Origin of the sequence: Rahnella sp. CG8 (assembly GCF_023701875.1) — a bacterium.
In the GTDB taxonomy this organism is placed as follows: Bacteria; Pseudomonadota; Gammaproteobacteria; order Enterobacterales; family Enterobacteriaceae; genus Rahnella; species Rahnella aceris.
In genome coordinates, this window is record NZ_JABAED010000006.1 from 193,005 (window position 1) to 219,515 (window position 26,511).

The following is a 26,511-nucleotide window of genomic DNA, read 5'->3' on the forward strand; positions in this document are numbered from 1 at the left end:
GGCCATGTCGCGTAGGCTTTGAGATGAGCATCCCCACCCAATCTGTTTGCTTAGGAAAGCTAACTATGACACTCAATTTTGATTTATGGGTAGACCGCAGTCACAGTGATAGCGTTAAGTGGAATAAATACAATAATCAGGATGTGATACCGCTTTGGGTTGCCGATACCGACTTCACTTCTCCGCCTCAGGTTATCAAAGAGTTGCAGCAACGGGTCGCAGAAGGCGTATTTGGGTATGGTTTCACACCGCCGGAACTCATTGATTTAGTGGTAAAACGTCTGGCGGATCGTTACGAATGGGCTATTAAGCCCGAATGGATCGTCTGGTTACCAGGCCTGGTGTGCGGATTAAACGTCGCCGTCCGCGCCACTGTTGCACCACAAAACTCCAGTCTGATGCCCATGCCCATTTATCCGCCGTTTATGCAGGCGGCTCAGGCTGAAGGGCGTCAGTTTAAATCCATTAATGTAACTGAGCAGCAACAGCGCTGGGTGGCCGATTTTTCCACGGCCGACAATCTACTGGATGGCAGCGAAAAGCTGCTGATGCTCTGCAACCCGTATAACCCCGGTGGCACGGTGTATCGTCGCGAGGAATTACTCGAACAGCAGGCCTTCGCGCAACGTCACGATCTTGTGGTGTGTTCGGATGAAATCCACTGTGACCTGATCCTCGAACCGGGCCTGAAACACATCCCGTTCGCCTCACTCAATGCCGATGCCGAACAGCGTTCGATCACGCTGATGTCGCCGTCCAAAACCTTCAACCTTGCCGGTCTGGGCGCGTCGATGGCGATTATTCCTGACCCGGAACTACGCCGGAAATTCCTTGAGGCCAGTCACGGCATTGTGCCGCACGTCAATATTTTGGCGTATGTCGCCGCGACCGCCGCTTATCGCGATGGCGAGGAATGGCTTAACGCACAGCTCGAATACCTGCGAGGTAACCGCGAACGGGTGACAGCCAGAATCAACGCTATGCCAGGATTGCGCATGCTGGCGCCGGAAGGCACATACCTTGGCTGGATTGATGCCAGCGCACTGCCGGTGCAGGACCCTTACCATTTCTTCGTGGACGCCGGGGTCGGTTTCTCAGGTGGCGCTGATTTTGGCGCACCGGCTTATGTGCGTATCAATCTGGGTTGCCAGCGCGCGTTACTGGAAAAAGCGCTGGATCGCATGGAAGCGGCGTTACTGACGCTGCAACGTTAACCTTCTTCCCTTTCGCTGGCGACAATCGCCCGCAGGCTGTGCGGGTGAAATTTGATGGTCACAGAGCCGTCAGTGATCGCCAGCGTCGGGTTAGGCAAACGCTCGTTCTCCCCTTTGGGCGCACTTTGTTTCAGCTTAATACCGGGCGTCATTAGCGCTTCATCAGCAATGAGCGCCAGCGCCCGTGTATATAATTCGTCTTCAGCACCGGGCAGGACAATCTCAATATGTTCCCAGCCTTCGTGCGGGTAACGTTTATCGCCGGGATATGGCAACTCGACCAGATCAATACTCAGCGGCCCGACCTGCAAAGGTTCGTTGAGCGAAAACAGACAAATTGGCCGGCCGTTAATCAGGGTCTCATTCAACAGGCTGCCGCACTTTTCCAGGCCGGTTTTCCAGCGATCCGCCGTCGTGTTCTGATGACAACGCACTGAAATATGATCTGCGTGAAACCCATCCAGATTAATGTGCAATTTTGCAGCGAACGCCGTCAGTACGTCGACAAAGCGCGGTAAATCATCAGCTAAATCCTGTAACTCCGGCACGTGATTCATGGCGGTCATCCTATCTTGTTTTCGTTTGCAGATCTTCAGGGTCGGGTAATTTACACAGCCTTTCATCCGGTTGCCAGAGACATGCCGCACAATCGCGTTTTCCTTAGCCCGGACGTGCGGTGATACTGACGCCGCAAGGCTAATATGATATAAACACGCATCATTTTAGGTTCGTCCACCATGGGATGAACAGCAAACAACCACATTCCTAAATAAAGGTACTTCGGTGAATATTCAGTCACTTCTTTCAGAAAAAGTCAGCCAGGCGCTGATCGCTGCAGGCGCCTCAGCCGACAGCGAAGCGCAAGTCCGTCAGTCCGCTAAAGCTCAGTTTGGCGACTATCAGGCTAATGGTGTTATGTCCGTGGCAAAAAAACTCGGTATGCCACCGCGACAACTGGCAGAGAAAGTCGTTGAACTGTTAGACCTGAGCGGCATCGCGAATAAAGTCGAAATCGCCGGGCCGGGTTTCATCAATATCTTCCTGGATCCTGCTTTTGTTGCTGCGCATGTAGACAGCGCCCTGAACGATGAAAAACTGGGCATCACACCGGTTGAACCCCAAACTATCGTCATCGACTATTCTGCGCCAAACGTGGCGAAAGAAATGCACGTTGGCCACATCCGCTCCACCATTATCGGCGACGCGGCTGTGCGCACCAATGAATTCCTCGGCCATAAAGTGATCCGCGCTAACCACGTTGGCGACTGGGGTACACAGTTCGGCATGCTGATTGCCTATCTGGAAAAAGTACAGAACGAAAACGCCGGTGACATGAATCTGGCTGATCTGGAAGAATTCTACCGTGCGGCGAAGAAAAACTATGACGAAGACGAAGCCTTCGCCGAGCGGGCGCGTGGCTACGTGGTGAAACTGCAAGGCGGCGATGAATACTGCCTGCAGATGTGGCGCAAGCTGGTTGACGTGACCATGAAGCAAAACCAGCTAACCTACAATCGTCTGAACGTCACCCTGACCGAAGACGATGTGATGGGTGAAAGCCTGTACAACAGCATGCTGCCGGGCATCGTTTCCGACCTGCAGGCCAAAGGTCTGGCCGTCGACAGCGAAGGCGCGGTTGTTGTCTATCTTGATGAATACAAAAATAAAGAAGGCGATCCGATGGGCGTCATCATCCGTAAAAAAGATGGCGGCTACCTGTACACCACCACCGATATCGCCTGCGCGAAATACCGCTACGAAACACTCGGGGCCGACCGCGTGCTGTATTATATCGACTCCCGTCAGCACCAGCACCTGATGCAGGCATGGACCATAGCGCGTAAAGCCGGTTACGTGCCGGATTCTGTGGCGCTGGAACACCATATGTTCGGCATGATGCTGGGCAAAGACGGTAAGCCGTTCAAGACCCGCTCAGGTGGCACGGTGAAACTGTCTGATCTGCTGGATGAAGCGATTGATCGCGCACGTAAGCTGATCACCGAAAAGAATCCGGAAATGAAAGACGCCGGGGAGCTGGAAAAACTGGTTAACGCGGTGGGTATCGGCGCAATCAAGTATGCTGATCTGTCAAAAAGCCGTACTACCGATTACATCTTCGACTGGGACAACATGCTGGCGTTTGAAGGTAACACCGCGCCGTATATGCAATACGCCTATACCCGCGTAGCCTCTATTTTTAAACGTGCAGACATCGACGTTAACAGTCTGACTCAACCGGTTGTACTGAGCGAGGAACGTGAAGCTGCGCTGGCGACCCGTCTGTTGCAGTTCGAAGAAGTACTGACCGTTGTCGCCCGCGAAGGCACGCCACACACCATGTGTGCGTATCTGTACGACGTGGCTGGCCTGTTCTCCAGCTTCTACGAGCATTGCCCGATCCTTAATGCAGAAGATGAAACCAGCCGTAACAGCCGCCTGAAACTGGCACTGCTGACACAACGCACGCTGAAAACCGGTCTGGATACGCTGGGTATCGAAACCGTAGAACGCATGTAACGCACGGTCGCAGATATTAAAAAAGGGCGCTCATGCGCCCTTTTGTGTTTCTGTAATCTGCGTCAGTCCAGCTTACGGGCAAATTCTTTCACCCTGAAGCCCAGCAGGCCAAGCACGGCAAAGTAAGCGACTACGCCGACAGCAACCACTGCCGCCAGACGCGCCAGACGATACGCCATTCCCCCCACATCCCATGCAGGCATCAGCCACATCATGCCGAGCAATGCTGCTGACATGGCAACCACCGCGACAATCAGCTTAATCAGGAACACTCTCCAGCCCGGCAAAGGCTGGAAGATATCCTGCTTACGCAGTTGCCAGTAAAGCAGCGAAGCATTCAGACAGGCGGCCAGACCAATCGACAGGGAAAGCCCCGCGTGTTTGAGTGGGCCGATAAAGGCCAGGTTCATCACCTGCGTCATCAGCAAGGTAATGATGGCGATTTTCACCGGTGTTTTGATGTTCTGACGTGAATAAAAGCCCGGAGCCAGCACTTTCACCACGATCAGCCCCATCAGCCCGACGGAATAGGCCACCAGTGCACGTTGCGTCATCGAAGCATCAAACGCGCTGAACTTGCCGTACTGGAATAATGCCACCGTAAGCGGTTTGGCCAGAATCCCCAGGGCGACGGAACTTGGCAACGCCAGCAGGAAACACAGACGCAAGCCCCAGTCCATCAGGCGATTGTATTCACCGTGATTTCCGCTGGAAAAGCTTCGCGCCAGCGAAGGCAGCAAAATCGTGCCCAGCGCCACGCCCAGCACACCGGAAGGAAACTCCATCAGGCGGTCAGCGTAATACATCCATGAAACTGAGCCGGAGACAAGAAACGAGGCAAAAATCGTGTTGATGATCAGTGAAATCTGGCTGACGGAAACACCCAAAATCGCCGGTCCCATCTGGCGCATTACGCGCCATACACCGGCATCTTTCAGGTTCAGGCGCGGCAGCACCAGCATGCCGATTTTCTTCAGGTGTGGCAGCTGATAACCGAGTTGCAGCAAGCCACCGGCCACCACGGCCCAGGCCAGCGCCAGCACCGGCGGGTGAAAATACGGCGCGGCAAATAACGCAAAACCGATCATGCTGACGTTCAGGAAGGTCGGCGCAAACGCCGGTATTGAGAAGCGGTTCCAGGTGTTGAGTATCGCTCCGACCAGCGAGGCCAGAGAAATAAGCAGGATATACGGGAAGGTGATCCGCAGCAGAGAACTGGTGAGCGCAAATTTGTCCGGTGAATCCACAAAACCCGGCGCAGTGATATAAATCACCCACGGCGCCGCGAGCATGCCCAGCACGGTGACAATCGCCAGAACCAGCGTCAGCAACCCGGAGACATACGCAATAAAGGTGCGCGTAGCTTCTTCGCCCTGCTGAGTTTTGTACTCGGCAAGAATTGGCACGAACGCCTGTGAAAATGCACCTTCGGCAAAAATACGTCGCAACAAATTGGGCAATTTGAACGCCACAAAAAAGGCGTCGGTGACCATTCCGGCGCCAAATACACGTGCCACAATGGCATCGCGGGCAAAACCTAATACACGTGAAAACATCGTCATGGAACTGACGGCTGCCAGAGATTTAAGTAGATTCATGTCACTTTTCTTGTTTACCGGTTTACATGTATATCAAATAGTTAAACCATCACGCCTGCATCAGCAGGCGTGAGAGATGAAGCCGCATGGCTCAAAGATGCGCTTAGTCTACGCATCCGCAATACAATAGCCACCGGCAGTTGTTTTATGTTGTTATAGAGTGTTAACCACGCCATCCCGCGCGGCTTTTTTGTTAAGAATTCAGAATCTTCTCGATCATTGCCTGCGCATAAATCGCCTGCTCGCCGCTGGTTTCCGGCGCCGTCTGATTACTCACGCAGGTCACAAAGTGTTCAATCGCACCGACAAATCCGCGCTGTGTCAGGGTACTTTGCCAGCCCGGTACCGGCAGTTGTGTGAGAATATCCTGCTGTTCCTCGCGCCAGATTTGCATATTGTCCAACTGATACACCGCGCCTTCAGTCACCGCCTGCACGCTCTCGCGGAAAGTCCCTGCCCGGCGATGCATCGATGTCGTCACCAGCGTTTCGCCACAGAGGAAATGATGTTCGCCGTACAACATCTGATTCGCTTCGTTAATCTGAATCAGACCGCTTTCCAGACTGGCATTACCGCCTGCCAGCCACAGCGCGGTATCGACCACGTGCAGATAATCGTCCAGCAAGGTGAATCGCAGATCGTTTGGCCCCACGCTATCCGTCCGGTGTTTGTCCATGCGCAAAGATGCAGCGCTCTGCATGTTATCTTTGAGCTGACGATACAACGGTGCAAAGCGACGGTTGAAGCCGACCATCAGCGTTTTGCCTGTCTTGCGCGCCTGTTCAACCAACTGCTCAGCCTGCTCAAGCTCAGCAGCCAGCGGTTTATCGACATACACATGCACGCCCTGCGCCAGCAATTGCCCGACCACTTCAAAATGGCTGGCGGTGCTGCTGTGCACAAAAACCGCGTCACACTGGCCCGCCAGTTCATCCATGCGGGAAAAACACGCCATACGATAACTGTCGCAAATGGTCTGCGCCTTTTGCTGATTCGGGGAAAACCCGCCGACCAGCGTCCAGTTTTCAGCGTGACTCAGCACCGGCAGATAGGCTTTTTGCGCAATCCCACCCAGCCCGATAACACCAATACGTAATTTACTCACAACCCGCTCCTGTTAATCAGCCAGATGTTGCAACAAATTTTCCAGACGCTGTTTCAGCTCCGCCACTTCAGCTTCCAGTGTTTCCACGCGCGCGATCAGAGTCAGATCAGCGCTTTGTGCCTCGGCGCTGAACAGCGGTTCTTCATGGGTACTGGCCACATTACTGACTTCGCCGCTGAAAAGATGCATATAGCGGCTTTCACGTTTCCCGGGTTCTCGGGCCAGACGCACGCAGAACGGGCCGTCTTCGCGGTTTGTCAGTTCAGTCAGCGTTTGTTCAACTTCGGCAACGTCCGAGAAATCATGCAGACGGTTAGTGCGGGTACGCAACTCGCCCGGCGTTTGTGCGCCGCGCAACAACAGCGTGGTCACCACCGCCACTTCCTGCGGGGAAAATTTGAGATTGCCGAATTCAGAATTACAGAAACGGTGCTCATACTTCATGGTACGTGAGCCGCTCAGGGTGCGGATAATGTGTTTACGCAGCAGCAAATCCAGCGTTTGCTGAACGTCACTTTCGCTCAGTTCCATCACCGGCTCGCGGTTCGTCTTCTGATTGCAGGCCGTGGTCAGGCCGTTAAGGGTCATCGGATACTGTTCTGGCGTGGTGAGTTGTTTTTCCAGTAAACAGCCCACAACACGGGCCTCCCGGGCGCTGAGTTCGTGTTTCATGTTGCTCTCCTTATCGGGACGGGGGTGTCCATTCTTGCCAGGTTAATGCCGTCAGCACGTGATCCTGCCATTTGCCGTCAATCAGCAGGTAATCTTTGGCGTAACCTTCGCGTTCAAAGCCGAGACGTTCGAGAAGCTGGCCGCTGCGTTTATTGTGCGGCATGTAATTGGCCATGATGCGGTGCATTTTTTGCTGGCGTTGCATATAGCGGATAAGCGTCTGCAACGCTTCCTGCATCAGACCTTTACCCTGCCATTCCTGGCCGAGCGAATACCCGAGGAAACAGGCATGGAAAGAACCGCGCAGCACATTGCTGAAATTCGCCACGCCCATCACGCGATTTTCATCGGGGTCGAGCAGGATGAAGTAATACGCACTGCCTTGTTTTTGCATCTCGGTAATCAGCCCCAGACGCGCCTGCCATCCTGAGGGATAACAATGGCTTTCATCCCTGACCGGCTCCCACGGTTTCAGAAACGCGCGGTTCTCAGCGTAGTATTCAGCCAGCCGGTGCGCATCACGGTCATGAACCAGGCGCAGGACCATCCGATCAGTGGTAAGCCGCACCTTTGGCACGGCAGATTTGTAGCCAAACATCCCTTCCCTCCACATCCCGCATGGGTCGATAAATAGAATTTATAGGAAACGACAGATCACCGCTAATTCTGCCAGTCAGAGCGCGGCTTGACGATAAAAAAATATTATCAATAGCGCCCTATCTAAATGCCTGTTTCCGGTTCAGACTGGAACGGTCTTTTCTCCTTTCTGTATCTGCCGGACAGGATACATATAATCGCTCATGGTGAAGCATGTCTCTGGTATCACAAGCTCGGAGCTTGGGTAAGTATTTTCTGTTATTAGACAACGCGCTGGTTATTTTAGGCTTTTTCGTGGTTTTTCCGTTGATCTCGATCCGATTTGTCGATCAGCTTGGCTGGGCGGCAATGGCCGTCGGCCTGGCACTCGGCGTTCGTCAGCTTACGCAACAGGGACTGGGCATTTTTGGCGGGGCGATTGCTGACCGGTTTGGGGCGAAACCCATGATTATCACCGGCATGTTATTGCGCGCGGCGGGCTTTGCCACGATGGCGATGGCCGATCAACCGTGGATTCTGGTCTGTTCGTGTATTCTCTCCGGTCTTGGCGGCACGTTGTTTGATCCGCCGCGTACCGCGCTGGTCATAAAACTGACCCGTCCGCACGAGCGCAGCCGCTTCTTCTCCCTGATGATGATGCAGGACAGCGCGGGTGCCGTCATTGGCGCACTGATCGGTAGCTGGCTGCTGCAATATGATTTCCATTACGTCTGCTGGACCGGAGCCGCAATCTTTTGTCTGGCCGCGGCCTGCAACGCCTGGCTGTTACCGGCTTACCGCATTTCCACCCTGCGCACCCCTATGCGCGAAGGCATGATGCGCGTGCTGCGCGACCGTCGTTTTCTGGCCTACGTGCTGACGCTGACTGGCTATTACATGCTGACCGTGCAGGTGATGCTGATGTTGCCGATTGCGGTCAATGATGTCGCGGGCAGCCCGTCGGCGGTGAAATGGATGTACGCCATTGAAGCCGTACTGTCGCTGACGCTGTTGTATCCGATTGCCCGCTGGAGCGAAAAACGTTTCCGTCTTGAACAGCGCCTGATGTTCGGTCTGCTGATCATGACATTGAGCCTGCTGCCGGTCGGGCTGGTTACCTCAATCAATCCGTTATTATTGCTGATTGGCTTTTTCTACATTGGTTCGATCATCGCCGAACCGGCGCGTGAAACCCTGGGTGCATCTCTGGCCGACGCCCGCGCACGCGGCAGCTACATGGGCTTCAGCCGTCTGGGACTGGCTCTGGGCGGCGTCATCGGTTATACCGGTGGCGGCTGGATGTACGACACCGGCCGTGCGCTCGAACTGCCTGAATTGCCGTGGTTATTACTCGGCGTCGTTGGCTTCATCACCCTCACCGGTTTGTACTGGCAGTTCAACCTGCGCCGCATCGAACCGGCCATGCTCAGCGGCGGTTGATCTTCCGTAATTTCTTATGCAGTACCCTGATGGAAACCGCGTTCCAGAGAATGCGGTTTGATCTCACATCCATCTATACCCATACTGAATCATAGCGTTAGACAAAATCCGAACCTACATCCGGCAGTTTTCATGCACCCTACAGGTCACCGCCGGCGATAACAGGAGCTACGTACTATGAGACTTTACGTTTACGAACATTGCCCTTTCTGCGTGAAAGCCCGCATGATTTTCGGTTTGAAGAACATCCCGGTTGAGATCAAGGTGCTGCTCAACGACGATGAAAAAACACCCATTTCAATGGTGGGTAAAAAGATGGTGCCTGTCCTGCAAAAAGAGGATGGCGGCTTCATGCCGGAAAGTATGGATATCGTGCATTACATCGACAAAAGTGACGGTAAACCGCTGCTGACCGGCCCGCTGAACGCATCTGTTGCCGCGTGGTTGCGTCAGGTTTCTGAATATACCGGACGTCTGTTGTTGCCGCGTTTTGCCACCGCACCACTGGAAGAATTCTCCACGCCGGAAGCCCGTAAATACTTCGCCGATAAAAAGCAGGCTGCCAGCGGCAGTTTTCAGGAGCATCTGCAACATTCCGAAGGTCTGGTGAAGAAAATCAGTCAGGATTTGCGCGCACTCGACAAACTGATCGTCGAGCCGAATGCGGTGAACGGCGAGCTTTCCGAAGATGACATTAATCTCTGGCCGTTGCTGCGTTCGCTGTCGATTGTGCAAGGCATCGACTGGCCTTCACGGGTTCAGGCCTACCGCGATAATATGGCGAAACAGACTCAGGTAAATCTTCTCTCCCGTCTCGCAAGCTAAGCCCGTTATACTTTTTGCCGGAAGTCCGCTTCCGGCAATTTTCCCTTTTATTCCCTCCCTTAAGCACTTAGGCTAATCAGCGTTGTCTGATTGGAGCCATGATGCTTTACGGTCATGCTGACGAAATAGTTTTTACGTAATGAGGGAAGAATGACAAAGCGATTTCTGGGTGCCGCAGTACTGATGTGTGCCAGCTTACTGGCAGGCTGTAATCAACTGACGCAGTACACCATCAGTGAGCAGCAGGTGAATGATTACCTGCAAAAGAACAACAACTTTGAAAAACAGTTGGGCGTTCCGGGACTGGTGGATGCCAAACTGGTGCTGACCAATCTCAGCAGCCAGATTGGCCGGGCTGAACCCGGTATCGTGACGCTGACCGGCGACGCCCATGTCGATGTATCCTCACTGTTCGGCCCGCAGAAAGCCGATATGCGCCTGACCCTGAAAGCGCATCCAACTTATGATCGCGAGAAAGGCGCCATTTTCCTGCGGGATATGCAGGTGGTGGATTACACCATCAAGCCTGAGAAAATGGACAACGTGATGAAAGGCCTGATGCCTTATCTGAACAATTCGCTGAACACCTATTTCAACCAGCGTCCGGCTTATGTGCTCAATGGCGATCACAGCAAAGGTGAAGCGATGGCGAAGAAACTGGCGAAAGGAATTGAAGTGAAACCGGGTCAGTTGGTGATACCTTTTACTGATTAGTCTGAGTAAACCGATAATAAGAAAGCCCGGCGTGATGACTCACCGCCGGGCTTTTTACATGCTGTGTTCAGGATTACTGGTCGTCTTCTTCCGCGTCATCCAGATCCGGCGGCAGTTGCTCTTCGAGTTCGTCGCGCATCGCCTGCAAGGCTTCGCGGCTGATTTCAGACAGCGTGCGGTAGAAACCGCTGGTGGCATGGGCTTCCACTTTACCGAGGAATTTACCGCACCACGGGAACAGGTAGTCATCAAACAGCGTAATTTGCGCGCTGACTTCATCTTCCTGCGACTGATCTTCCAGCCAGGAGGCGGCCAGTAACATGGCACCGAAATGATCAGCAGGCGTTTCGCCCAGCGGCATACCGCGCTGTTGCAGGAATGTGCGCACATCCATTTCATTTGCGCCGTCAACATAATCACTGCGGAACGGCGATACCGCACATTCTGAACCGACAAACAGACGGTTAAATTCAGCGGCCAGCGCTTGCGGATTGGCACTTTCCTGCAAGCGGATCAGCAACGCATCTTGCTCCAGCGGCCAGTGCTCACGCAGCTTTCCGTCCTGAATCAGGCCAAACAACGGAACCAGCAACGGATCCTGCGGCTGACGGTAAAACAACGTGCCCAGCACGCGGCAGACAATCGAAAATTCATTCATAACAGTAACCTGATCAGATAATGAAAAGGGTTAATCCCCCGCAATTTGGTCGCGACAATGTCACAGTTCGCTTAATTCAGCAATGGGCGCGCGACCCCGGGCCTCGAGAAAATCGAGGAAACGACGCGGGCTGACATTAAGAATACGGTCTTGCGGAAAATCAATTTCACGCAGGATACGTTCGCAATGTTCAAAGCCCCCGAGTGAATAAGCGATGTGCGAATCTGACCCCAGCGCCAGCCAGCCACCGGCTTCTTTTACTGCCAGCGCAATCGCACGGCAATTTGGCTCGCTGCCCGCACGTGAATGAATAAACGATGAGTTATTCAGCTCCAGCGCGACGTTATATTTCGCGGCAGCCGCCGCCACAGCAGGAATATCAATCGGGTATTTCGGGTTGCCCGGGTGCGAAATAATATGCACTTCACCCCCCGCCATCGCTGCAATCATCGCAGCGGTATGGGTTTCTTTATCGACGGGCTGCATCACCGGCTCATGGAAACCGGCAATAATCACGTCGATTTCTTTGAGCATCGGGCCGGTACAGTCGATATCACCATGAATGTTTTTAATATTCGACTCGATGCCACGCAGGATACCGATGCCATTCACCAGACGCGGCCAGACCCGCATATTCATAAAATGCCAGTAGTGCGGCGCATCAGCCATATCAGGACCATGATCAGTGATGGCAAACAGCTTAATGCCCTTTTCGGCGGCTTCATCAATGTAATCATGTAACGTGCTGTAGGCGTGGGTGCTGGCAACGGTATGCATATGTAAATCAACCGGGTAAGGCATGTACTCTCCTTGAAAGTATTCCGCTGCGGCAACATAACCGCAGCATTTATAATGTTAGCAGATGAATATCAGTAACCCCGGCCGGGATCGACACGTCCCGTTGGCTCGCGCCCTGCCTCTATCGCCAGAATGTTACTCACGATGCTGTCCATCGCCTGCTCCGGCAACGTATCCGCACCGACGTGTGGCGTGATGCTGACCCGCGGATGCGACCAGAACGGGTGCATGCCCGGCAACGGTTCTTCAACGAAAACGTCGAGCGTGGCAGCGGCAATCTGCCCGCTGTCGAGCGCACGCAGCAAATCGCCTTCCACCAGATGTCCGCCACGACCAAGGTTAATCAGGTACGCATTATGCGAAAGATTTGTGAACAGTTTATGATTGAGAACACCGGCGGTATGCGGCGTGTTGGGTAACAGATTGATCAGCACTTTGCAGCCGCTGGCAAACGCCGCCAACCGATCGTCACCATAGAAACTCTCTACGCCTTCCTGCGACTTGGCGCTGCGACTCCAGCTACGCACGGTGAATTGCATATCCACCAGTGCTTTCGCCACGCTGCTGCCGAGCACACCGGCACCAAGAATACCGATGATGAATTCACTGCGTGAGTGCGGAGCAAGCGGGCGCCATTGTTTTTGTTGCTGGAACAGCTGATATTCATCCATCCGGCGGAAATAACGTAATACCGTCGCCAGCGCATATTCCTGCATCTGCAACGCCATGCCGGTATCTTCCAGGCGCAGCAACGGTACGCCGGCGGGCAATGTGCCCGGCTGACGCTGTTCCTGTGTCAGGATGGCATCCACTCCCGCCCCCAGCGCGAAAATACCTTTCAGCATCGTGCGCGGCGCGAGCATGGCATGCGGTGGCCGCCAGACCAGCGCGTAATCCGCCGGGTCCTGATCATTCGCCTTCCACGCACGCACGTTGGCCTGCGGTAATCTTTTTGTTATTCCGTCAATCCAGGGTTTTGCATCAGATGTAGGGTGGTAAAAAATAATGTTCATCGGGGAAGCCTCCTGTGAACAGATAGATTTCCCTGAATATCATCGGGATGCAACCCTGTGGCGTAAAAAAGAACAAGCCCCGGAGTTCGGGGCTTGTGAAGTGAGTGACGGAGACTGCGAATAAATCAGGCGGCAACCGGCTCACGGTGGATCATCCGGCGCAGCAGCGGGATAAGCACCAGCAGCACCACACCCGTGATAACGGAACCCCAGCCCAGCGCATTAAACACCTGACTGTAGCCCGGATTGGTCAGCGCTGGCGTACTGCCCGCGTTCTGCGGCATCAGCCCGGAAATGTAACTGGCCAGCACCGACGCCACGCCGGTGACCATCATCCAGCAGCCCATCATCACACCCTGATAACGCGGCGGTGCCAGCTTACCGATCATCGCGTAACCGATCGGTGAAATCAGCAGTTCGCCGATGCTTTGCAGCAGATAGCTGAGGGCAATCCATTTAAACGCCACCAGGCCGTCGCCGCCCGCCAGATGAATACCCAACGGCAGCACCAGCATGCCCAACCCCATACAGAACAGGGATGCGGAGAACTGCGCCGGAATATCGATGTTCCAGCCGCGCTGACGCAGGCGGTTGAACCACAGTGCCATCAGCGGCCCACCGATCACGATAACCACGGTATTAATGTTCTGGATCCACTGCGGTGCCACGCGGATACCATATACATTCAGGTTGATGTTGTTTTCAGAGAACAGCATCAGCCCCATGGGTGCCAGCTGATACAGTGTCCAGAAAACTAACGAACCCAGCGCCAGCAGCAGATACGCCTTCATGCGGCGGCGTTCATCCGCATCCCGATGGCGAAAAGTGACCAGCGCCATTAATGCGAAAATCACAATGCCCAGCGCGACCACAAAATAACTGCTGAATTCTGCGTGGGTCAGCAACATGCGGATAACCGGCACCAGTACAATCAGGATGGCAATACCGACCGCCATCCGGCGCAGTAACTGGCTGCGGCTGGCCTCTTTCAGCGGCGTGCTGATATCGGCCAGAATCGACCAGCGGGAAAGTGTCACCACAATCGCCGCGACATTCCCTAACGTGGCGAACAGGAACAGCGCGCGGTAGTTTTCACTGAGCTGGAAATAACCGGCGACCGCAAAGCCTATAAAGAAGCCCAGATTCATCCCGGCATAATTCCACAGGAAGGCCGATTCACGGCGGTCATCGTCCGGTGCAAAACGCTGGGTCAGCATCATATTCAGACAGGTCACATTCAGTCCGCTGCCGGTCAGGAACATGGCTAATCCCCAGTACAACCCGGTCACACCTTCCAGCGCAATCAGCGCACAGCCAAAGACCTGCAACACCATGCCGAGCACGAACAGATTACGGTTGCTGAGATAACGCCCGCCAAGGTAGCCGCCGAACATATGCAGCCCGTAGTTGAATGCGCCGAACACGCCCATGATGGCGTTGGCGTTATCTTCACTGAAACCGAGTTTTTTGGTGGCGTACAGGACCAGCGTGGAATACAGCACCGCAAAGCCGAGCGTTGCGAATGTCTGAACGAAGAATAATGTGCCCGCTCCGGCAGGAATTGCCGTCCGGTGTTGCGACGCGGTCGCGTTATTTGACTGACTCAAGAATAACCCCTGCCCTTATGTGATAAATAACCCTGCTTCAAAGGATGACTTGTACAGTTCTTATGCGAAGCATTTTTTCAGAGTGCATTGTTATACCGCTACCCTGAATGATTACCACAACATATCTTGCTATTTAGCCGTAACAAAAAGTGTTTGCGGGATAATTGTGCTTTCATGCAAAAATTCTACTTATTTATGCATTCTGATAAGCAATTTTAATCACGCCCTGCAACCAGATACCGGCTGTTCATCCTTAACGCATTTTTTGCTCTTTAAATCATCAGATTGCTCTAAGTTTGTCTAAACGGCATGGAACCTGCAAAAGAGTGTTGACGGTGAGGCGACTTTTCCCTACATTAGCGCCGGTCAGCAGCACTGCGGTGCAGCCGACGACTGGAGAGGTGTCTGAGTGGCTGAAGGAGCACGCCTGGAAAGTGTGTATATGAGCAATCGTATCGAGGGTTCGAACCCCTCTCTCTCCACCACATTAAACAAAAAAGGTTCTGATGAAAATCAGAGCCTTTTTTGTTTTTGGGCGCTTTCAAAATCCGCCAGCCACGGCATTCTCCCGGCGAACAGACTCTGAGCGCCTGACACAAAACGCTGAAAATTTTCTTGACCCTTCGCGGCGGTCTCCCTATAGTAGCGCCCCGTTGCAACGTGCGCGCTGTAACGAACACGGTGAGGTGTCTGAGTGGCTGAAGGAGCACGCCTGGAAAGTGTGTATACGAGAAATCGTATCGAGGGTTCGAACCCCTCTCTCACCGCCAAATTAAAGAAAAAGGGTCCTGATGAAAATCAGGACCCTTTTTCTTTTGGTGCAACGCATCCCGATAAAGGGAATGAGTTGCGGCTGAGATGCCATTAATACCCCACCCCGACCCTCCCCTTCGCAGGGGAGGGAGCTGATCGCGTTCTACTCTGCGCGCACCGTAAGCGGGTTTTTGCCTTGCTCCTCCCCCTGCGAAGGGGGAGGTTGGGAGGGGGTTTTGCAGCTACTGCGGTGCTTTTACTCATCAGATTTTCATCAGCATCAGCCCTGCCCTTAACCCCAGCGCCACATTCGGATTCGGGAATAACACGACTTCTTCCTCTGCTTCAACCTTGTAGGTTTTACCGCTTTCTTTAGCAATGACAAACCCCTGCCTGAACGCTGTAAAATTCAGGGCATCTGCCGGGACAAATAACTCGAAATCTTCCTGTGACCGGATCACATCCTGCACCACACGGTAATGCACCAGCGGCGCGGCGGCGTCACGGGCAGGCATCGGTTCGCCACTCACCAGCGTTTGCAGCGCGCGGCGGATACCGGTGAACTGCGCGTGATCGTTACTGCCGAACGGCAGCGCTTTGCCCAGTTCCAGCGTGCAACTGTCGGCCTGAAAAACATCGCTGCTGAAATGCGTAAAAGTACCGCCCGGCGATCGGTGATGCACCAGCGCATCCAGCCCGGCGGCGTCGAGCCAGGCGAGCATCGCTTCGCTTTTCGGACGATTTTGTAAAGGCAGCAGCCCGAAGCGCACGTGTTTTGATCCGCGGATCGCCGTGTGCAAATCATAGTGGAATCGCTGCGTGGTTCCCGCCGCCGTGGCACTGCGGTAAAACAACGCCATCACCTGTTCGAGTTCCTGCGCCCGGCGGGTTTCATCATTCGGTGTATAACGCGCATGACGCCCGCCGAACATGCGGTTCATGTCAGCCTCCACAAACCGCTTATTGACACGCATTGACGGCGGATTGCCCAGTAACACCAGCAGCCGGACCCGCAACAGCCTTTCGCCTGACAGCAACTCGCTGACCAGTTGATTGAGCAGTTCAACCGGCGCAGTTTCATTACCGTGAATACCGGCGGAAATCACCACCGCCGCCTCACAGGACTGACGCGGTGAAAGCTCGAGAATGCCTTCACCACGCCATTGCCAGTCCAGCGTTTCGGTTTGTCCGGCAGGTTCTTTCACCGCATCACCGGCAAGCGTCGTCGCCAGTAAATCAAACATACATTCACTCCTGTGATGGCTCAGCGCTGGAACGGATAAATCGCACCCAGCCCGAGAATATTGGTCAGTTCGTCGAGCGCAGTACGCACTTCGGTCAGAAGCTGTGGATCGGCCAGATCTTTGGCCTGCATCCGGTCACGATAATGCGTGTCCACCCAGGTATTGAGCCGCGTGAACTGGCTGTCACTCATCAGCGAAGCCACATTGATTGCATTAAGTTCGTTGCGGTTGAGCGCGACACGCAGGCGCAAACACGCCGGGCCACCGCCGTTGCGCATGCTTTCACGCAGATCAAACACTTCAATCTGATCAACCGGGCCACCGCTGTCTTTCAGTGCTGAAAGATACGCCCAGACGCCGGTATGCTGGCGGGACTCTTCCGGCACCACCAGCATCATTTTGCCGTCGGATTTGGTCAGGAGCTGGCTGTTAAACAGATACGTCGCGACCGCATCGTCGAGAGACACTTTTGACTGCGGCACTTCAATCGGGTGGAAATCCAGCTCAAGCGCCGCCATTTTGCGACGAATTTCCTCCAGCGCTTTGCCTGAATTCACAAACGCCTGCTCGTGATGGAAAAGCACGTTGCCGTTGCTGACAGAAATGACGTCGTTATGAAAAACGCCGCTGTCGATGGCTTGCGGATTTTGCTGAATAAACACCGTGCGCTTTTCATCAAGCTGATGCAAACGCGCTACGGCATCACTGGCTAAACGGGTCTGACGTGCCGGATAACGCACCGGTTCGTTGTCGCCGGTCGCCAGCCCGTCGCGTCCGTAAACAAACACCTGTACGCCGGGTTTATCGTACTCACCGCATAACCGGTTATGATTCGCCGCGCCCTCATCCCCCAGCGCCGCCACCTGCGGCAGCGCATCGTGATGGGCAAAATATTTATCGGCATGGAAGGTCGCGCGTAAAATGGCAGATGTGGTTTCTGCCTCAATGGCCCGGTGAAATTTATTATTCAGGTTGGCAACCGTGAAATGCACACGCCCGTCTGCGCTGTCTGCCGAAGGCGACACCGTGGCCGCATTCGCCACCCACATGGAAGACGCCGAACTCAGTGACGACAGCAAACGCGGCGAATAAGCCTGCGCTTTAGTCAGCACTTCGCGATCGCTGCCACCAAAACCCATTTTGCGCAATGTGCTCAGATGCGGACGTTCATGCGGCGGCAAAATCCCCTGTGCAAAACCGAGATCGGCCAGCGATTTCATTTTCAGCAAGCCCTGTTTTGCCGCCAGACGCGGGTTCGCCACCGCATTCTGGTTTTTAGTCGAAGCTTCATTGCCAAACGACAGCCCCGCGTAATGGTGCGTCGGCCCGACTAAGCCGTCAAAATTTGCTTCACATCCAGACATTGCTGTCTCCTCAGGTTGTACGGAAATCAATACCAGGCGACAGCGTCGCAGGGAGTTCCAGCTTGTCTGTTTCCAGCGAGGCCATCGGCCAGGCACAATAATCCGCCGCATAATAAGCACTTGGGCGGTGATTGCCTGAAGCACCGATGCCACCAAAAGGCGCGTTGCTCGATGCGCCAGTCAGCGGTTTGTTCCAGTTCACAATGCCCGCCCTTGCTTCCAATAATAGCTGCTCAAACTGAGAGCGCTCAGCAGAGATAAGCCCGGTGGCCAGCCCGAAACGGGTCTGATTGGCGAGGGCGACGGCATTATCGAAATCGCTGTAACGGTAAATGCTCAGCAACGGGCCGAAGTATTCTTCATCGGGAATGCCCGCCACACCGGTCAGATCGATAATCCCCGGTGTCAGCAGGGTATTGAGCGGATCCGGGCGCGTCAGCAACAGCAGAGGTTTACCGCCCAGCGCCAGCAGTTCGTCCTGTGCTTTGAGCATATTGCGTGCCGCCACGTCAGAAATCACACCGCCCATAAACGGCTGCGGATCATCATTCCAGCCGCCCACGCGCAGTTGCATGGTGACATCGAGCAAACGCGCGATTAATGCATCACCTGCCGCGCCCTCTTTCACCAGCAGACGGCGCGCACAGGTACAACGCTGTCCGGCAGAAATAAACGCCGACTGAATAGTCAGATTAACTGCTGCATCAATATCTTCTACCGGCTCGACAATCAGCGCGTTGTTGCCGCCCATTTCCAGCGCCAGAATTTTTTCAGGCTGACCGGCGAGCTGGCGGTGCAACTGATAGCCGGTGCCCGCGCTGCCGGTAAACAGCAACCCGTCGATATTGCCGCACGCTGCCAGCGCCTCACCGGTGCTGCGACCGCCTTGTACCAGATTCAGTACGCCTTCCGGCAGTCCCGCCTGTTGCCACAACTTCACGGTTTCTTCGGCGGTCTTAGGCGTCAGTTCGCTCGGTTTGAAGACCAGCGTGTTGCCCGCCAGCAAGGCCGGAACGATATGGCCGTTCGGCAGATGTCCGGGGAAATTATACGGACCAAAAACCGCCAGCACGCCATGCGGCCGGTGGCGCAGCACGGCTTCACCGTCGGGCATGGCGGTGTGTTTCTCGCCAGTGCGTTGCTGGTTGGCTTCCAGTGAAATCGACACCTTGCCGATCATCGCCTGAATCTCGGTCAGCGTTTCCCAGCGTGGTTTGCTGGTTTCCAGACTGATAATTTCCGCCAGCCGTGCTTTATGTTCCGTCAGTAAATCCGCAAAACGTTGAATCACTTCGGCGCGTTCGGCCACGGTTTTACGTGCCCAGGCGGGAAATGCCGTGCGGGCGGCTGTACAGGCAGCATCGACATCTTCCGCATTGGCGCTCAGTGCCGACCACAACAACGTATTATCTGCCGGATTGGTTTTGTTCAGTTGCGCGCCTTGTCCGCCGCGCCACTGGCCCTGAATAAAAAGTGCAGGTTGCATCATGCGAGACTTTCCTTTTTGAGAATAGGGGTTGCAGGAGCCGGTTTATCGCCGGGGAAAAGCGCCACGGCGCGCAGGGTATCGCCCTCGCGCAGGCCAAGCATGTCAGCCTCGCGGGAATTAAGCGTCAGCGAATCTGCTGAATCTCCGCCCGGCACCAGCAGGGCGCGGAAATGCTGATATTGCTCGTTGGCCACCAGGTACAGCGGCTCATCACGACCGCTGCGGTGTTCCGCCAGCCGCACTGGCAACAGACGGCTTTCTTTGACGGCGCGTAACTGATCGATTTCACCTTCGAGCGTCGGACCGGCATCGAAGATATCCACATAACCTTCGTAACGCAGCCCTTCACCTTCAAGTACGGCACGCGCCGGGGCGGTTTGCGGATGCACTTCGCCGATCACTTCACGGGCCTCATGGCTGAGCAATTCGGTATATAAAGGATGCTTTGGCATCAGTTCGGCAATAAAGGATTTCTGTCCCATGCCGGTCAGACGGTCAGCTTCGGCGAATTCCATACCAAAAAAATGACGCCCGACACTGTCCCAGAACGGGGAATGGCCGCTGTCGTCAGACATGCCGCGCATCTCCGCAATTACCTTGCGGGAGAAATACTCACGAAATGCCGCCAGAAACAGGAAACGGACCTTCGACAACAGCTGCCCGTTTTTGCCGTGACGGCAGTCCGGATCGAGGAACAGCGTGCAAAGTTCGGTATAACCGGTGTGATCGTTACTCAGAAACAGCGTCGGCACCGGCTTATAAATATTCAGGCTTTTGGAGGCGTGCACCAGCGTGCCGAGGCGGAAGTTGTACCACGGCTCACTCAGCCCGACCGCCACTTCAATAGCGCTGACGCCGACAACTTTTTGCTGTTCGGTGTCTTCGAGCACGAACAGATAGCCCTGTTCGCCTTTTTCCAGGCGACCTTCCCAGGTCGCCACTGAGCGCTCAATGCGCCCGCGTAAATGCGCTTCATCCTTGGGCAAAGACGTTAAACCGATGCCGGTTTTGCCTGACAACTGCAGGATATCGGCGAGATCGCCGGGCCGCACAGGTCGAATCAACATCATGATGCGCTACCTCATTTAACCCAAAGAATCACACGCACAGGCGCGCGACAGCCCGCTCAAGGCGGTTCAGCCCTTCTTCAATATCCGCGCCCGGAATAATCAGTGATGGCGCAAAGCGCAGTACATTTGGCCCGGCAATCAGGGCGATCAGTCCTTCTTCTGCCGCCAGCGTGTTCAGCTGTTTGGCCTGATCTTTATACCGTTCACTCATCACAGCGCCGATCAGCAGCCCCTGCCCGCGCACTTCGCTGAACACCTTATAACGGTCATTGATGCGTTTCAGACCATCGGCAAACCACTGATGACGCTTTTGCACACCGGACAACACTTCCGGCGTGTTAATCAGCTCGAAGACTTTGCCCGCCACCGCCGTCGCCAGCGGGTTACCGCCGTAAGTGGTGCCGTGCGTGCCCGGCTGGAATAACGCAGCATAGCGGTCAGTGGTCAGCATCGCGCCAATCGGGAAACCGCCGCCCAGCGCTTTGGCGCTGGTCAGAATGTCCGGCACCACGCCGTAATGCTGATACGCATACAGCTCGCCGGTACGCCCGACGCCGGTCTGTACTTCATCGAAAATCAGCACAGCCTGATGTTTGTCACACAGCTCACGCAGACCTTGCAGGAAACCGGCCTCTGCCGGTACCACACCGCCTTCGCCCTGGATCGGTTCGACAATCACGGCACAGGTGCGGGAAGAAATCTGGCTGGCAACGGCGGCCAGATCGTTAAACGGCAGATGGGTAATCGCCTGCGGTAAAGGCGCAAAATCTTCTGAATATTTCGGCTGACCGCCGGTCGTCACCGTAAACAGCGTGCGGCCATGAAACGCGTTTTTGAAGGCGATGATTTCATTCTTTTCGCCGCCGGATTTATTACCGTACAACCTGGCCAGTTTCAGCGCCGCTTCGTTGGCTTCCGCGCCGGAGTTACAGAAAAACACTTTGTCCGCAAAGGTGGCGTCGATCAGTTGCTTCGCCAGACGCAGCACCGGTTCGTTGGTGTAGCCGTTGCCCAGATGCCAGACTTTATCCGCCTGTTCATGCAAGGTTTTACGAATTTCCGGATGCGCATGTCCCAGCGCATTCACGGCAATCCCGCCTGCGAAATCGACATAATCTTTACCCGTCTGATCCCACAGCCAGGATCCTTCGCCACGCACAGGAATAAACGCCGCCGGGGCATAAACCGGCACCATCCAGTCATCAAAGTTCTGGCGGCTGACGTTTTGTGGTTGCTGTTGGTGTTCCATATAAACCTCTTTTTCGCTGATTTCAGGGTGCACACCCCCGTCCCCCATACAGACAGGAAGTGCACCGGGTTCCGATGTTTTTGCACATTTAGCGGGCAATCGCGCTGGCGAGAAATGGCAGTTACTAATTTGTTATTTAAAAGTTAACAAATAATTTCACTCAGTCTCATCATAGATTGCAGTCTTCATGCCAGCAAAGGAAAAAAGTGAATAAAAAAAATGACATCGAGAAAAAACAACCACTTAATATCGCCTGTTATTCACTTTAATTGCATAAAAAATGAATAAAAGAAAAAATCCCCTTTTGCAGCAACGAGGGCACAAGAATGAGTATGCAGGGAAATGTTTTGATTTCGGGTGGAATGTTTTATGCAGGATTGTGATCCGGCGCGGATCACCCGCGCTTCAATGCAGAGCAATGCCAGATAAAGGTGCAACAGCGCACGATTTTGGCGCACCCGCGTCCCGTGACGCTGCTCACAGTCTGTGCAAATAAAAAAAACCACGCGGTCTTTCTTTCAGGAAAAAGACCGTTATTACTTTCTCATGTTTCTTAATTGTTAAATATTAGGTATTTTTTTGTTTAATTGTTATCGGTAACATTTATCAAATCCCAGGCTATGATGGTTTTTATATTTTTAATTAACTTAATTTTTACATATAAAACCACTTAATTTAACATTTTAGGGCTTTGATCACATTCCGTTCACGACCACGCGAAAACAGCTTTCCCCTTAAGTTAATCTCTGAATGTGGAATAAATAACCACCACCCGTTCCCTACACCAAAACAGAACCTCATAAGAAAGGTACAGACATGAAATTTAACCTCGCATTAGTCAGTGCATGTGTGGTTTCAGCATGCATGTTATTCACAACACCGTCGTTCGCCGCCAAACCCTATGACATTGCCGTCGTCGCTAAAGTCACCGGTATTCCCTGGTTCACCCGCATGGAAGTCGGCGTAAAAGAAGCCGCGCAGAAACTGGATGTCAACGCCTATCAGGTAGGCGCATCCACGCCGGATCCGGCACAGCAGGTCAAAGTGATTGAAGATTTGATCGCCAAAAAAGTCGACGCCATTATCGTGGTACCGAACGACGCCAAAGTGCTGGAGCCGGTGCTGAAAAAAGCCCGTGATCAGGGCATCGTGGTGTTAACACATGAATCTCCCGATCAGCAGATTGGTCAGTGGGATATCGAAACCATCGACAGCCAGAAATATGCCGAAGCCAATATGGACGAGCTGGCGAAAGATATGGGCGGCAAAGGCGGTTATGCGATTTATGTCGGTTCCCTGACCGTGCCATTGCATAACGCATGGGCTGATGCCGCCATTAAATATCAGAAAGAAAAATACCCGGACATGCATGAAGTCACTTCACGCCTGCCGGTCGCAGAAAACATCGATAAGTCTTACTCCACGACGCTCGATTTAATGAAAACCTACCCTGACCTGAAAGGGATTATCGGTTTCGGTTCGCTCGGCCCGATCGGTGCCGGTCAGGCCGTTCAGCAGAAACGTGCGAAAAATAAAATTGCCGTTGTCGGTATCGCTATGCCAGCTCAGGCCGCGCCCTATCTGATGCGTGGCGATATTAAGAAAGTGCTGTTGTGGGATCCGAAAGATGCCGGTTACGCCTTAGTCACCGTTGCTGACCAGATGTTGCAGGGTAAAGAAGTGACTAAAGATCTGAGCATTGACGGGCTGGGCAAAGCTGATGTGGATATGGATAAGCATGTGATCCGCTTTAATAAAATTCTGGAAGTCACACCAGAGAATGCGAAATCACTTGGCTTCTGATTTAACTTTTTAATGCTTTTATTTACCGGATATTTACCGGAGATAAATTTATCTCCAGCGCCACACCAGGCAAATAGAAACAGATACGGCGATGTTTGCTGTGCCGTATCTGAATTTCTAATCAGACATTGAAAACTTATACCCTAAATAATTCGAGTTGTGGGAAGGCGGCAAATGAGTGAATCCCGATGAGCTTACATAAGTAAGTGATTCGGGTGAGCGAGTGCAGTCAACGCATCCACAGCGCGAAGTATGAAGGGTATGTTGTAAGGATAATGTGATGAATACTCTCACTCCGTCGTCCAGTTCGCGCACGTCCCCTGCCCCTGCTGAGGCCTTTATCAGCCTCGAAAAAATCAGTAAAAAATTCCCCGGCGTATTAGCGCTGGATAATGTCAGCCTGACGCTGAATAAAGGCGAAGTGCATTGCCTCGCGGGTCAGAATGGCTGCGGCAAGAGCACCATTATTAAAGTCATTTCCGGGGTCTATCAGCCGGAAAAAGGGGCGGCGATTACCCTCGACGGGAAATTATTTCATACCCTGACGCCACAACTTTCTTCTTATTACGGCATTCAGGTTATTTATCAGGATTTATCTTTATTCCCGAATTTATCGGTGGCTGAAAATATCGCTATTCACCGTTATTTACCGGGCGGCGATTTCTGGGTACATCGCGAGGCAATGCGCAAAAAAGCGGTCGCGGCGATGCAACGCGTCGGCGTCTCTCTGGATCCGGATCGTAAAGTCGAAAAGCTGTCGATCGCAGACCGTCAGTTAGTGGCAATATGCCGCGCAATCGCCGCTGACGCCAGTCTGGTTATCATGGATGAACCAACCGCCTCACTGACCCGCACCGAAGTAAACGGTCTGCTGCGGGTGGTGAATGAGCTGAAAGCCGCCGGTATTTGCGTGGTATTTGTCAGCCACCGTCTTGATGAAGTGATGGAAGTCGCTGACCGTATCAGCGTGATGCGTGACGGCAAACTGGTCGGCACCTATCCGGCCAGCGAACTCGACAGCAATGAGCTGGCCTTCCTGATGACCGGACAGCGTTTTACCTACAGTCATCTGCCGCACCGTGCGCCCGCAGACGTGACGCCGCTGCTGGAAGTCCGCCGCCTGAGCCGCAAAGGTCAGTATCAGGATATTTCGCTGTCGCTGCGTCAGGGCGAGATCACCTCGATTATCGGTCTGCTCGGTTCAGGGCGAACGGAGCTGTGTCTGAGCCTGTTTGGCATGAGCCAGCCGGACAGCGGGGAAATCCGCGTTAACGGCAATGCGGTAAAATTCCGCAGCAACCGCGATGCTATCCGCCACGGTATTGCTTATGTGTCGGAAGACCGTCTGACACAAGGGTTGATCATGGAGCAATCCATTTACGACAACACGCTGGTGTCGATTTTCGACAAGTTGCACACCCGCGCAGGGCTGATGGATCACCGCAAAGCGGCGTCAGTGGTGAAAGACCTGATCCGTGATCTGAACATTAAAGTGTCGGACAGCGGCCTGCCAGTGAAAACCCTGTCCGGCGGCAATGCGCAGCGTATCGCTATCGCCAAATGGGTGGCGACGCAACCACATATCCTGATCCTCGACTCCCCCACGGTGGGTGTCGATATCGCCAACAAAGAAGGGATTTATCGCATCGCACGTGATCTGGCGGAGTCCGGCATGGCGGTGCTGATGATTTGCGATGAAATCCCGGAAGCTTATTACAACAGTCACCGCGTGCTGGTGATGCGCAAAGGCGAACTGGTGGCGGAATTCGCCCCACACCAGAGCAGCGAAGCGCAAATTGCGGAGGCGATCAATGGATAATAAATCTCTCTCGAAACTGTTTTCTCAGCACGAATTCTGGCTGGGATTACTGGTTCTGCTGCTGGTGATTGGCCTGAGTGTCAGCACCAGTGAATTTATGACGCTTGGCAACCTGACCGATGTCGCCACCAGTTACGCCATTCTCGGTATTCTGGCCTGTGGCCTGTTTGTGGTGCTGATCGCCGGTGGCATCGACATCTCCTTCCCGGCCGTCACCTCCATCGGTCAGTACGTGATGGCGAGTTACATCATTCATCATGGCGGCAGCTTTCCGCTGGCGTTTGCCATGTCGATGGGTACCGGTTTGTTACTCGGGCTGGTGAACGGTTTTCTGGTTTACTGGCTGCGCGTTCCGGCCATTATTATCACCATCGCCACGCTGAACCTGTTCTACGGTTTGCTGGTGTATCTGACCAACGGCACCTGGCTGTACGGTTTCCCTGACTGGTTTATGAACGGCATTAACTGGTTCTCTTTTACCGCTGCCGATGGCTATGACTATGGCCTGACGCTGCCGCTGCTCAGCCTGCTGGGCGTGATTATCGCCACCGGCGTGCTGATGAACCGCACCCGCGTGGGACGTCAGATTTACGCGATGGGCAGCAACCGTGACGCCGCGTCGCGTCTCGGTCTGAACATCCTGCGGCTACATTTTTACGTCTACGGTTTTATGGGATTGCTGGCGGGTATCGCCGCCGTGGTGCAGGCACAAATTACGCAGTCGGTGGCACCTAACTCACTGCTCGGTTATGAGCTGACGGTACTGGCGGCGGTGGTCTTAGGCGGCACCAGCATGACCGGCGGACGCGGCTCGCTCACCGGCACCATTCTCGGTGTGATGCTGCTGGCCTTCCTGCAAAACGGTCTGACACTGCTGAGTATTTCGTCTTACTGGCATCAGGTTTTCAGCGGCGTAATCATTCTGGTCAGCATCAGCAGCACCGCGTGGAATGAAAAACGCAAACTGGCAAAGGGGATGTGAC

General features: G+C 54.0%; 23 protein-coding genes and 2 tRNA genes. 11 read left to right on the forward strand and 14 right to left on the reverse strand.

Translation table 11 applies throughout. The annotated features are described in order from the left end of the window. The first annotated feature begins 65 nt into the window (after positions 1-65). Positions 66-1,214 (forward strand): MalY/PatB family protein, encoded by a 1,149-nt coding sequence (locus HGO41_RS08215; protein ID WP_013575023.1) that lies wholly within the window; start codon positions 66-68, stop codon positions 1,212-1,214. Here the strand turns inward: HGO41_RS08215 and HGO41_RS08220 are convergent. After that, entirely contained in the window at positions 1,211-1,780 is a 570-nt protein-coding gene (locus tag HGO41_RS08220) for a VOC family protein (RefSeq protein WP_217244279.1), read from the reverse strand. The genes HGO41_RS08215 and HGO41_RS08220 overlap by 4 nt on opposite strands. A 217-nt stretch (positions 1,781-1,997) precedes the next feature. Between HGO41_RS08220 and argS the strand changes: the two genes are divergently transcribed. Further along, the gene (gene argS / locus HGO41_RS08225; RefSeq protein WP_112198648.1) at positions 1,998-3,731 is read left to right on the forward strand and encodes an arginine--tRNA ligase; all 1,734 of its coding nucleotides are present in this window, start codon (positions 1,998-2,000) and stop codon (positions 3,729-3,731) included. A gap of 62 nt (positions 3,732-3,793) precedes the next feature. Here the strand turns inward: argS and murJ are convergent, their stop codons facing one another. From murJ to rimJ, 4 genes are all read right to left on the reverse strand, one after another. Next, positions 3,794-5,329 carry a murein biosynthesis integral membrane protein MurJ gene (gene murJ, locus HGO41_RS08230; protein WP_013575020.1) on the reverse strand — a complete coding sequence of 512 codons (1,536 nt, stop codon included), beginning with the start codon at positions 5,327-5,329 and terminating at the stop codon, positions 3,794-3,796. A gap of 193 nt (positions 5,330-5,522) precedes the next feature. After that, on the reverse strand, positions 5,523-6,434 hold the full coding sequence (locus tag HGO41_RS08235) for a Gfo/Idh/MocA family protein (RefSeq protein WP_166860139.1): 912 nt from the start codon (positions 6,432-6,434) through the stop codon (positions 5,523-5,525). 12 nt (positions 6,435-6,446) lie between these two features. After that, a complete protein-coding gene (locus HGO41_RS08240) occupies positions 6,447-7,106 on the reverse strand; it encodes a DUF480 domain-containing protein (protein WP_013575018.1) in 660 nt (219 codons plus the stop codon). A gap of 10 nt (positions 7,107-7,116) precedes the next feature. Continuing rightward, positions 7,117-7,704, reverse strand: coding sequence for a ribosomal protein S5-alanine N-acetyltransferase (gene rimJ / locus HGO41_RS08245; protein WP_013575017.1), 588 nt, complete (start codon positions 7,702-7,704; stop codon positions 7,117-7,119). Positions 7,705-7,916: 212 nt separating this feature from the next. Between rimJ and mdtH the strand changes: the two genes are divergently transcribed. From mdtH to HGO41_RS08260, 3 genes are all read left to right on the forward strand, one after another. Beyond that, the gene (mdtH, locus tag HGO41_RS08250) at positions 7,917-9,122 is read left to right on the forward strand and encodes a multidrug efflux MFS transporter MdtH (protein WP_037035854.1); all 1,206 of its coding nucleotides are present in this window, start codon (positions 7,917-7,919) and stop codon (positions 9,120-9,122) included. 177 nt (positions 9,123-9,299) lie between these two features. Then, entirely contained in the window at positions 9,300-9,947 is a 648-nt protein-coding gene (gene grxB / locus HGO41_RS08255; RefSeq protein ID WP_013575015.1) for a glutaredoxin 2, read from the forward strand. 150 nt (positions 9,948-10,097) lie between these two features. After that, entirely contained in the window at positions 10,098-10,661 is a 564-nt protein-coding gene (locus tag HGO41_RS08260) for a lipoprotein (RefSeq protein WP_013575014.1), read from the forward strand. A gap of 73 nt (positions 10,662-10,734) precedes the next feature. Here the strand turns inward: HGO41_RS08260 and HGO41_RS08265 are convergent, their stop codons facing one another. The 4 genes from HGO41_RS08265 to HGO41_RS08280 all read right to left on the reverse strand — a co-directional run bounded on the left by HGO41_RS08265 (position 10,735) and on the right by HGO41_RS08280 (position 14,737). Then, positions 10,735-11,319 (reverse strand): TorD/DmsD family molecular chaperone, encoded by a 585-nt coding sequence (locus HGO41_RS08265; RefSeq protein WP_013575013.1) that lies wholly within the window; start codon positions 11,317-11,319, stop codon positions 10,735-10,737. Between the two features lie 60 nt (positions 11,320-11,379). Beyond that, the gene (locus HGO41_RS08270; protein ID WP_013575012.1) at positions 11,380-12,120 is read right to left on the reverse strand and encodes a phosphatase; all 741 of its coding nucleotides are present in this window, start codon (positions 12,118-12,120) and stop codon (positions 11,380-11,382) included. 68 nt (positions 12,121-12,188) lie between these two features. Next, on the reverse strand, positions 12,189-13,130 hold the full coding sequence (gene ghrA / locus HGO41_RS08275; RefSeq protein WP_112151799.1) for a glyoxylate/hydroxypyruvate reductase GhrA: 942 nt from the start codon (positions 13,128-13,130) through the stop codon (positions 12,189-12,191). 125 nt (positions 13,131-13,255) lie between these two features. Beyond that, positions 13,256-14,737, reverse strand: coding sequence for a peptide MFS transporter (locus HGO41_RS08280; RefSeq protein ID WP_013575010.1), 1,482 nt, complete (start codon positions 14,735-14,737; stop codon positions 13,256-13,258). A gap of 395 nt (positions 14,738-15,132) precedes the next feature. Between HGO41_RS08280 and HGO41_RS08285 the strand changes: the two genes are divergently transcribed. The 3 genes from HGO41_RS08285 to HGO41_RS08295 all read left to right on the forward strand — a co-directional run bounded on the left by HGO41_RS08285 (position 15,133) and on the right by HGO41_RS08295 (position 15,507). Further along, positions 15,133-15,222, forward strand: a tRNA-Ser gene (locus tag HGO41_RS08285). Next, complete coding sequence (locus HGO41_RS08290; protein WP_153375011.1) at positions 15,180-15,323, forward strand: hypothetical protein; 144 nt, start codon at positions 15,180-15,182, stop codon at positions 15,321-15,323. The genes HGO41_RS08285 and HGO41_RS08290 overlap by 43 nt, the downstream gene beginning before the upstream one ends. A gap of 94 nt (positions 15,324-15,417) precedes the next feature. After that, positions 15,418-15,507, forward strand: a tRNA-Ser gene (locus tag HGO41_RS08295). Positions 15,508-15,753: 246 nt separating this feature from the next. Here HGO41_RS08295 and astE read toward each other — a convergent pair. The 5 genes from astE to HGO41_RS08320 are packed head-to-tail and all read right to left on the reverse strand — an operon-like array spanning position 15,754 to position 21,906. After that, positions 15,754-16,734 carry a succinylglutamate desuccinylase gene (gene astE, locus HGO41_RS08300; protein WP_126124762.1) on the reverse strand — a complete coding sequence of 327 codons (981 nt, stop codon included), beginning with the start codon at positions 16,732-16,734 and terminating at the stop codon, positions 15,754-15,756. 20 nt (positions 16,735-16,754) lie between these two features. After that, positions 16,755-18,098: an N-succinylarginine dihydrolase gene (astB, locus tag HGO41_RS08305; protein ID WP_250980950.1), complete on the reverse strand. Its 1,344-nt coding sequence runs from the start codon at positions 18,096-18,098 to the stop codon at positions 16,755-16,757. Positions 18,099-18,108: 10 nt separating this feature from the next. Continuing rightward, positions 18,109-19,587 (reverse strand): succinylglutamate-semialdehyde dehydrogenase, encoded by a 1,479-nt coding sequence (astD, locus tag HGO41_RS08310; protein WP_250980951.1) that lies wholly within the window; start codon positions 19,585-19,587, stop codon positions 18,109-18,111. After that, positions 19,584-20,657 carry an arginine N-succinyltransferase gene (gene astA / locus HGO41_RS08315; protein WP_013575006.1) on the reverse strand — a complete coding sequence of 358 codons (1,074 nt, stop codon included), beginning with the start codon at positions 20,655-20,657 and terminating at the stop codon, positions 19,584-19,586. The genes astD and astA overlap by 4 nt, the downstream gene beginning before the upstream one ends. Positions 20,658-20,685: 28 nt before the next feature. Then, entirely contained in the window at positions 20,686-21,906 is a 1,221-nt protein-coding gene (locus HGO41_RS08320) for an aspartate aminotransferase family protein (RefSeq protein WP_015689662.1), read from the reverse strand. 816 nt (positions 21,907-22,722) lie between these two features. Here HGO41_RS08320 and HGO41_RS08325 point away from each other — a divergent pair. The 3 genes from HGO41_RS08325 (at position 22,723) to HGO41_RS08335 (ending at position 26,510) form a co-directional block, all read left to right on the forward strand. Further along, positions 22,723-23,709 carry an autoinducer 2 ABC transporter substrate-binding protein gene (locus HGO41_RS08325; protein WP_013575004.1) on the forward strand — a complete coding sequence of 329 codons (987 nt, stop codon included), beginning with the start codon at positions 22,723-22,725 and terminating at the stop codon, positions 23,707-23,709. Between the two features lie 280 nt (positions 23,710-23,989). Next, positions 23,990-25,528 (forward strand): sugar ABC transporter ATP-binding protein, encoded by a 1,539-nt coding sequence (locus HGO41_RS08330; RefSeq protein WP_013575003.1) that lies wholly within the window; start codon positions 23,990-23,992, stop codon positions 25,526-25,528. Then, positions 25,521-26,510, forward strand: coding sequence for an ABC transporter permease (locus HGO41_RS08335; protein WP_013575002.1), 990 nt, complete (start codon positions 25,521-25,523; stop codon positions 26,508-26,510). Before HGO41_RS08330 ends, HGO41_RS08335 begins: the two co-directional genes overlap by 8 nt. Position 26,511 lies beyond the last annotated feature (1 nt).

What these genes read in the sequence shown, in the direction of transcription:
- HGO41_RS08215 (WP_013575023.1), top strand. Translation starts at nt 66, where the DNA reads ATGACACTCAATTTTGATTTATGGGTAGACCGCAGTCACAGTGATAGC.
- HGO41_RS08220 (WP_217244279.1), bottom strand. Translation starts at nt 1,780, where the DNA reads ATGACCGCCATGAATCACGTGCCGGAGTTACAGGATTTAGCTGATGAT.
- murJ (WP_013575020.1), bottom strand. Translation starts at nt 5,329, where the DNA reads ATGAATCTACTTAAATCTCTGGCAGCCGTCAGTTCCATGACGATGTTT.
- HGO41_RS08240 (WP_013575018.1), bottom strand. Translation starts at nt 7,106, where the DNA reads ATGAAACACGAACTCAGCGCCCGGGAGGCCCGTGTTGTGGGCTGTTTA.
- rimJ (WP_013575017.1), bottom strand. Translation starts at nt 7,704, where the DNA reads ATGTTTGGCTACAAATCTGCCGTGCCAAAGGTGCGGCTTACCACTGAT.
- mdtH (WP_037035854.1), top strand. Translation starts at nt 7,917, where the DNA reads ATGTCTCTGGTATCACAAGCTCGGAGCTTGGGTAAGTATTTTCTGTTA.
- grxB (WP_013575015.1), top strand. Translation starts at nt 9,300, where the DNA reads ATGAGACTTTACGTTTACGAACATTGCCCTTTCTGCGTGAAAGCCCGC.
- HGO41_RS08260 (WP_013575014.1), top strand. Translation starts at nt 10,098, where the DNA reads ATGACAAAGCGATTTCTGGGTGCCGCAGTACTGATGTGTGCCAGCTTA.
- HGO41_RS08265 (WP_013575013.1), bottom strand. Translation starts at nt 11,319, where the DNA reads ATGAATGAATTTTCGATTGTCTGCCGCGTGCTGGGCACGTTGTTTTAC.
- HGO41_RS08270 (WP_013575012.1), bottom strand. Translation starts at nt 12,120, where the DNA reads ATGCCTTACCCGGTTGATTTACATATGCATACCGTTGCCAGCACCCAC.
- ghrA (WP_112151799.1), bottom strand. Translation starts at nt 13,130, where the DNA reads ATGAACATTATTTTTTACCACCCTACATCTGATGCAAAACCCTGGATT.
- HGO41_RS08290 (WP_153375011.1), top strand. Translation starts at nt 15,180, where the DNA reads ATGAGCAATCGTATCGAGGGTTCGAACCCCTCTCTCTCCACCACATTA.
- astE (WP_126124762.1), bottom strand. Translation starts at nt 16,734, where the DNA reads ATGTTTGATTTACTGGCGACGACGCTTGCCGGTGATGCGGTGAAAGAA.
- astB (WP_250980950.1), bottom strand. Translation starts at nt 18,098, where the DNA reads ATGTCTGGATGTGAAGCAAATTTTGACGGCTTAGTCGGGCCGACGCAC.
- astD (WP_250980951.1), bottom strand. Translation starts at nt 19,587, where the DNA reads ATGATGCAACCTGCACTTTTTATTCAGGGCCAGTGGCGCGGCGGACAA.
- astA (WP_013575006.1), bottom strand. Translation starts at nt 20,657, where the DNA reads ATGATGTTGATTCGACCTGTGCGGCCCGGCGATCTCGCCGATATCCTG.
- HGO41_RS08320 (WP_015689662.1), bottom strand. Translation starts at nt 21,906, where the DNA reads ATGGAACACCAACAGCAACCACAAAACGTCAGCCGCCAGAACTTTGAT.
- HGO41_RS08325 (WP_013575004.1), top strand. Translation starts at nt 22,723, where the DNA reads ATGAAATTTAACCTCGCATTAGTCAGTGCATGTGTGGTTTCAGCATGC.
- HGO41_RS08330 (WP_013575003.1), top strand. Translation starts at nt 23,990, where the DNA reads ATGAATACTCTCACTCCGTCGTCCAGTTCGCGCACGTCCCCTGCCCCT.
- HGO41_RS08335 (WP_013575002.1), top strand. Translation starts at nt 25,521, where the DNA reads ATGGATAATAAATCTCTCTCGAAACTGTTTTCTCAGCACGAATTCTGG.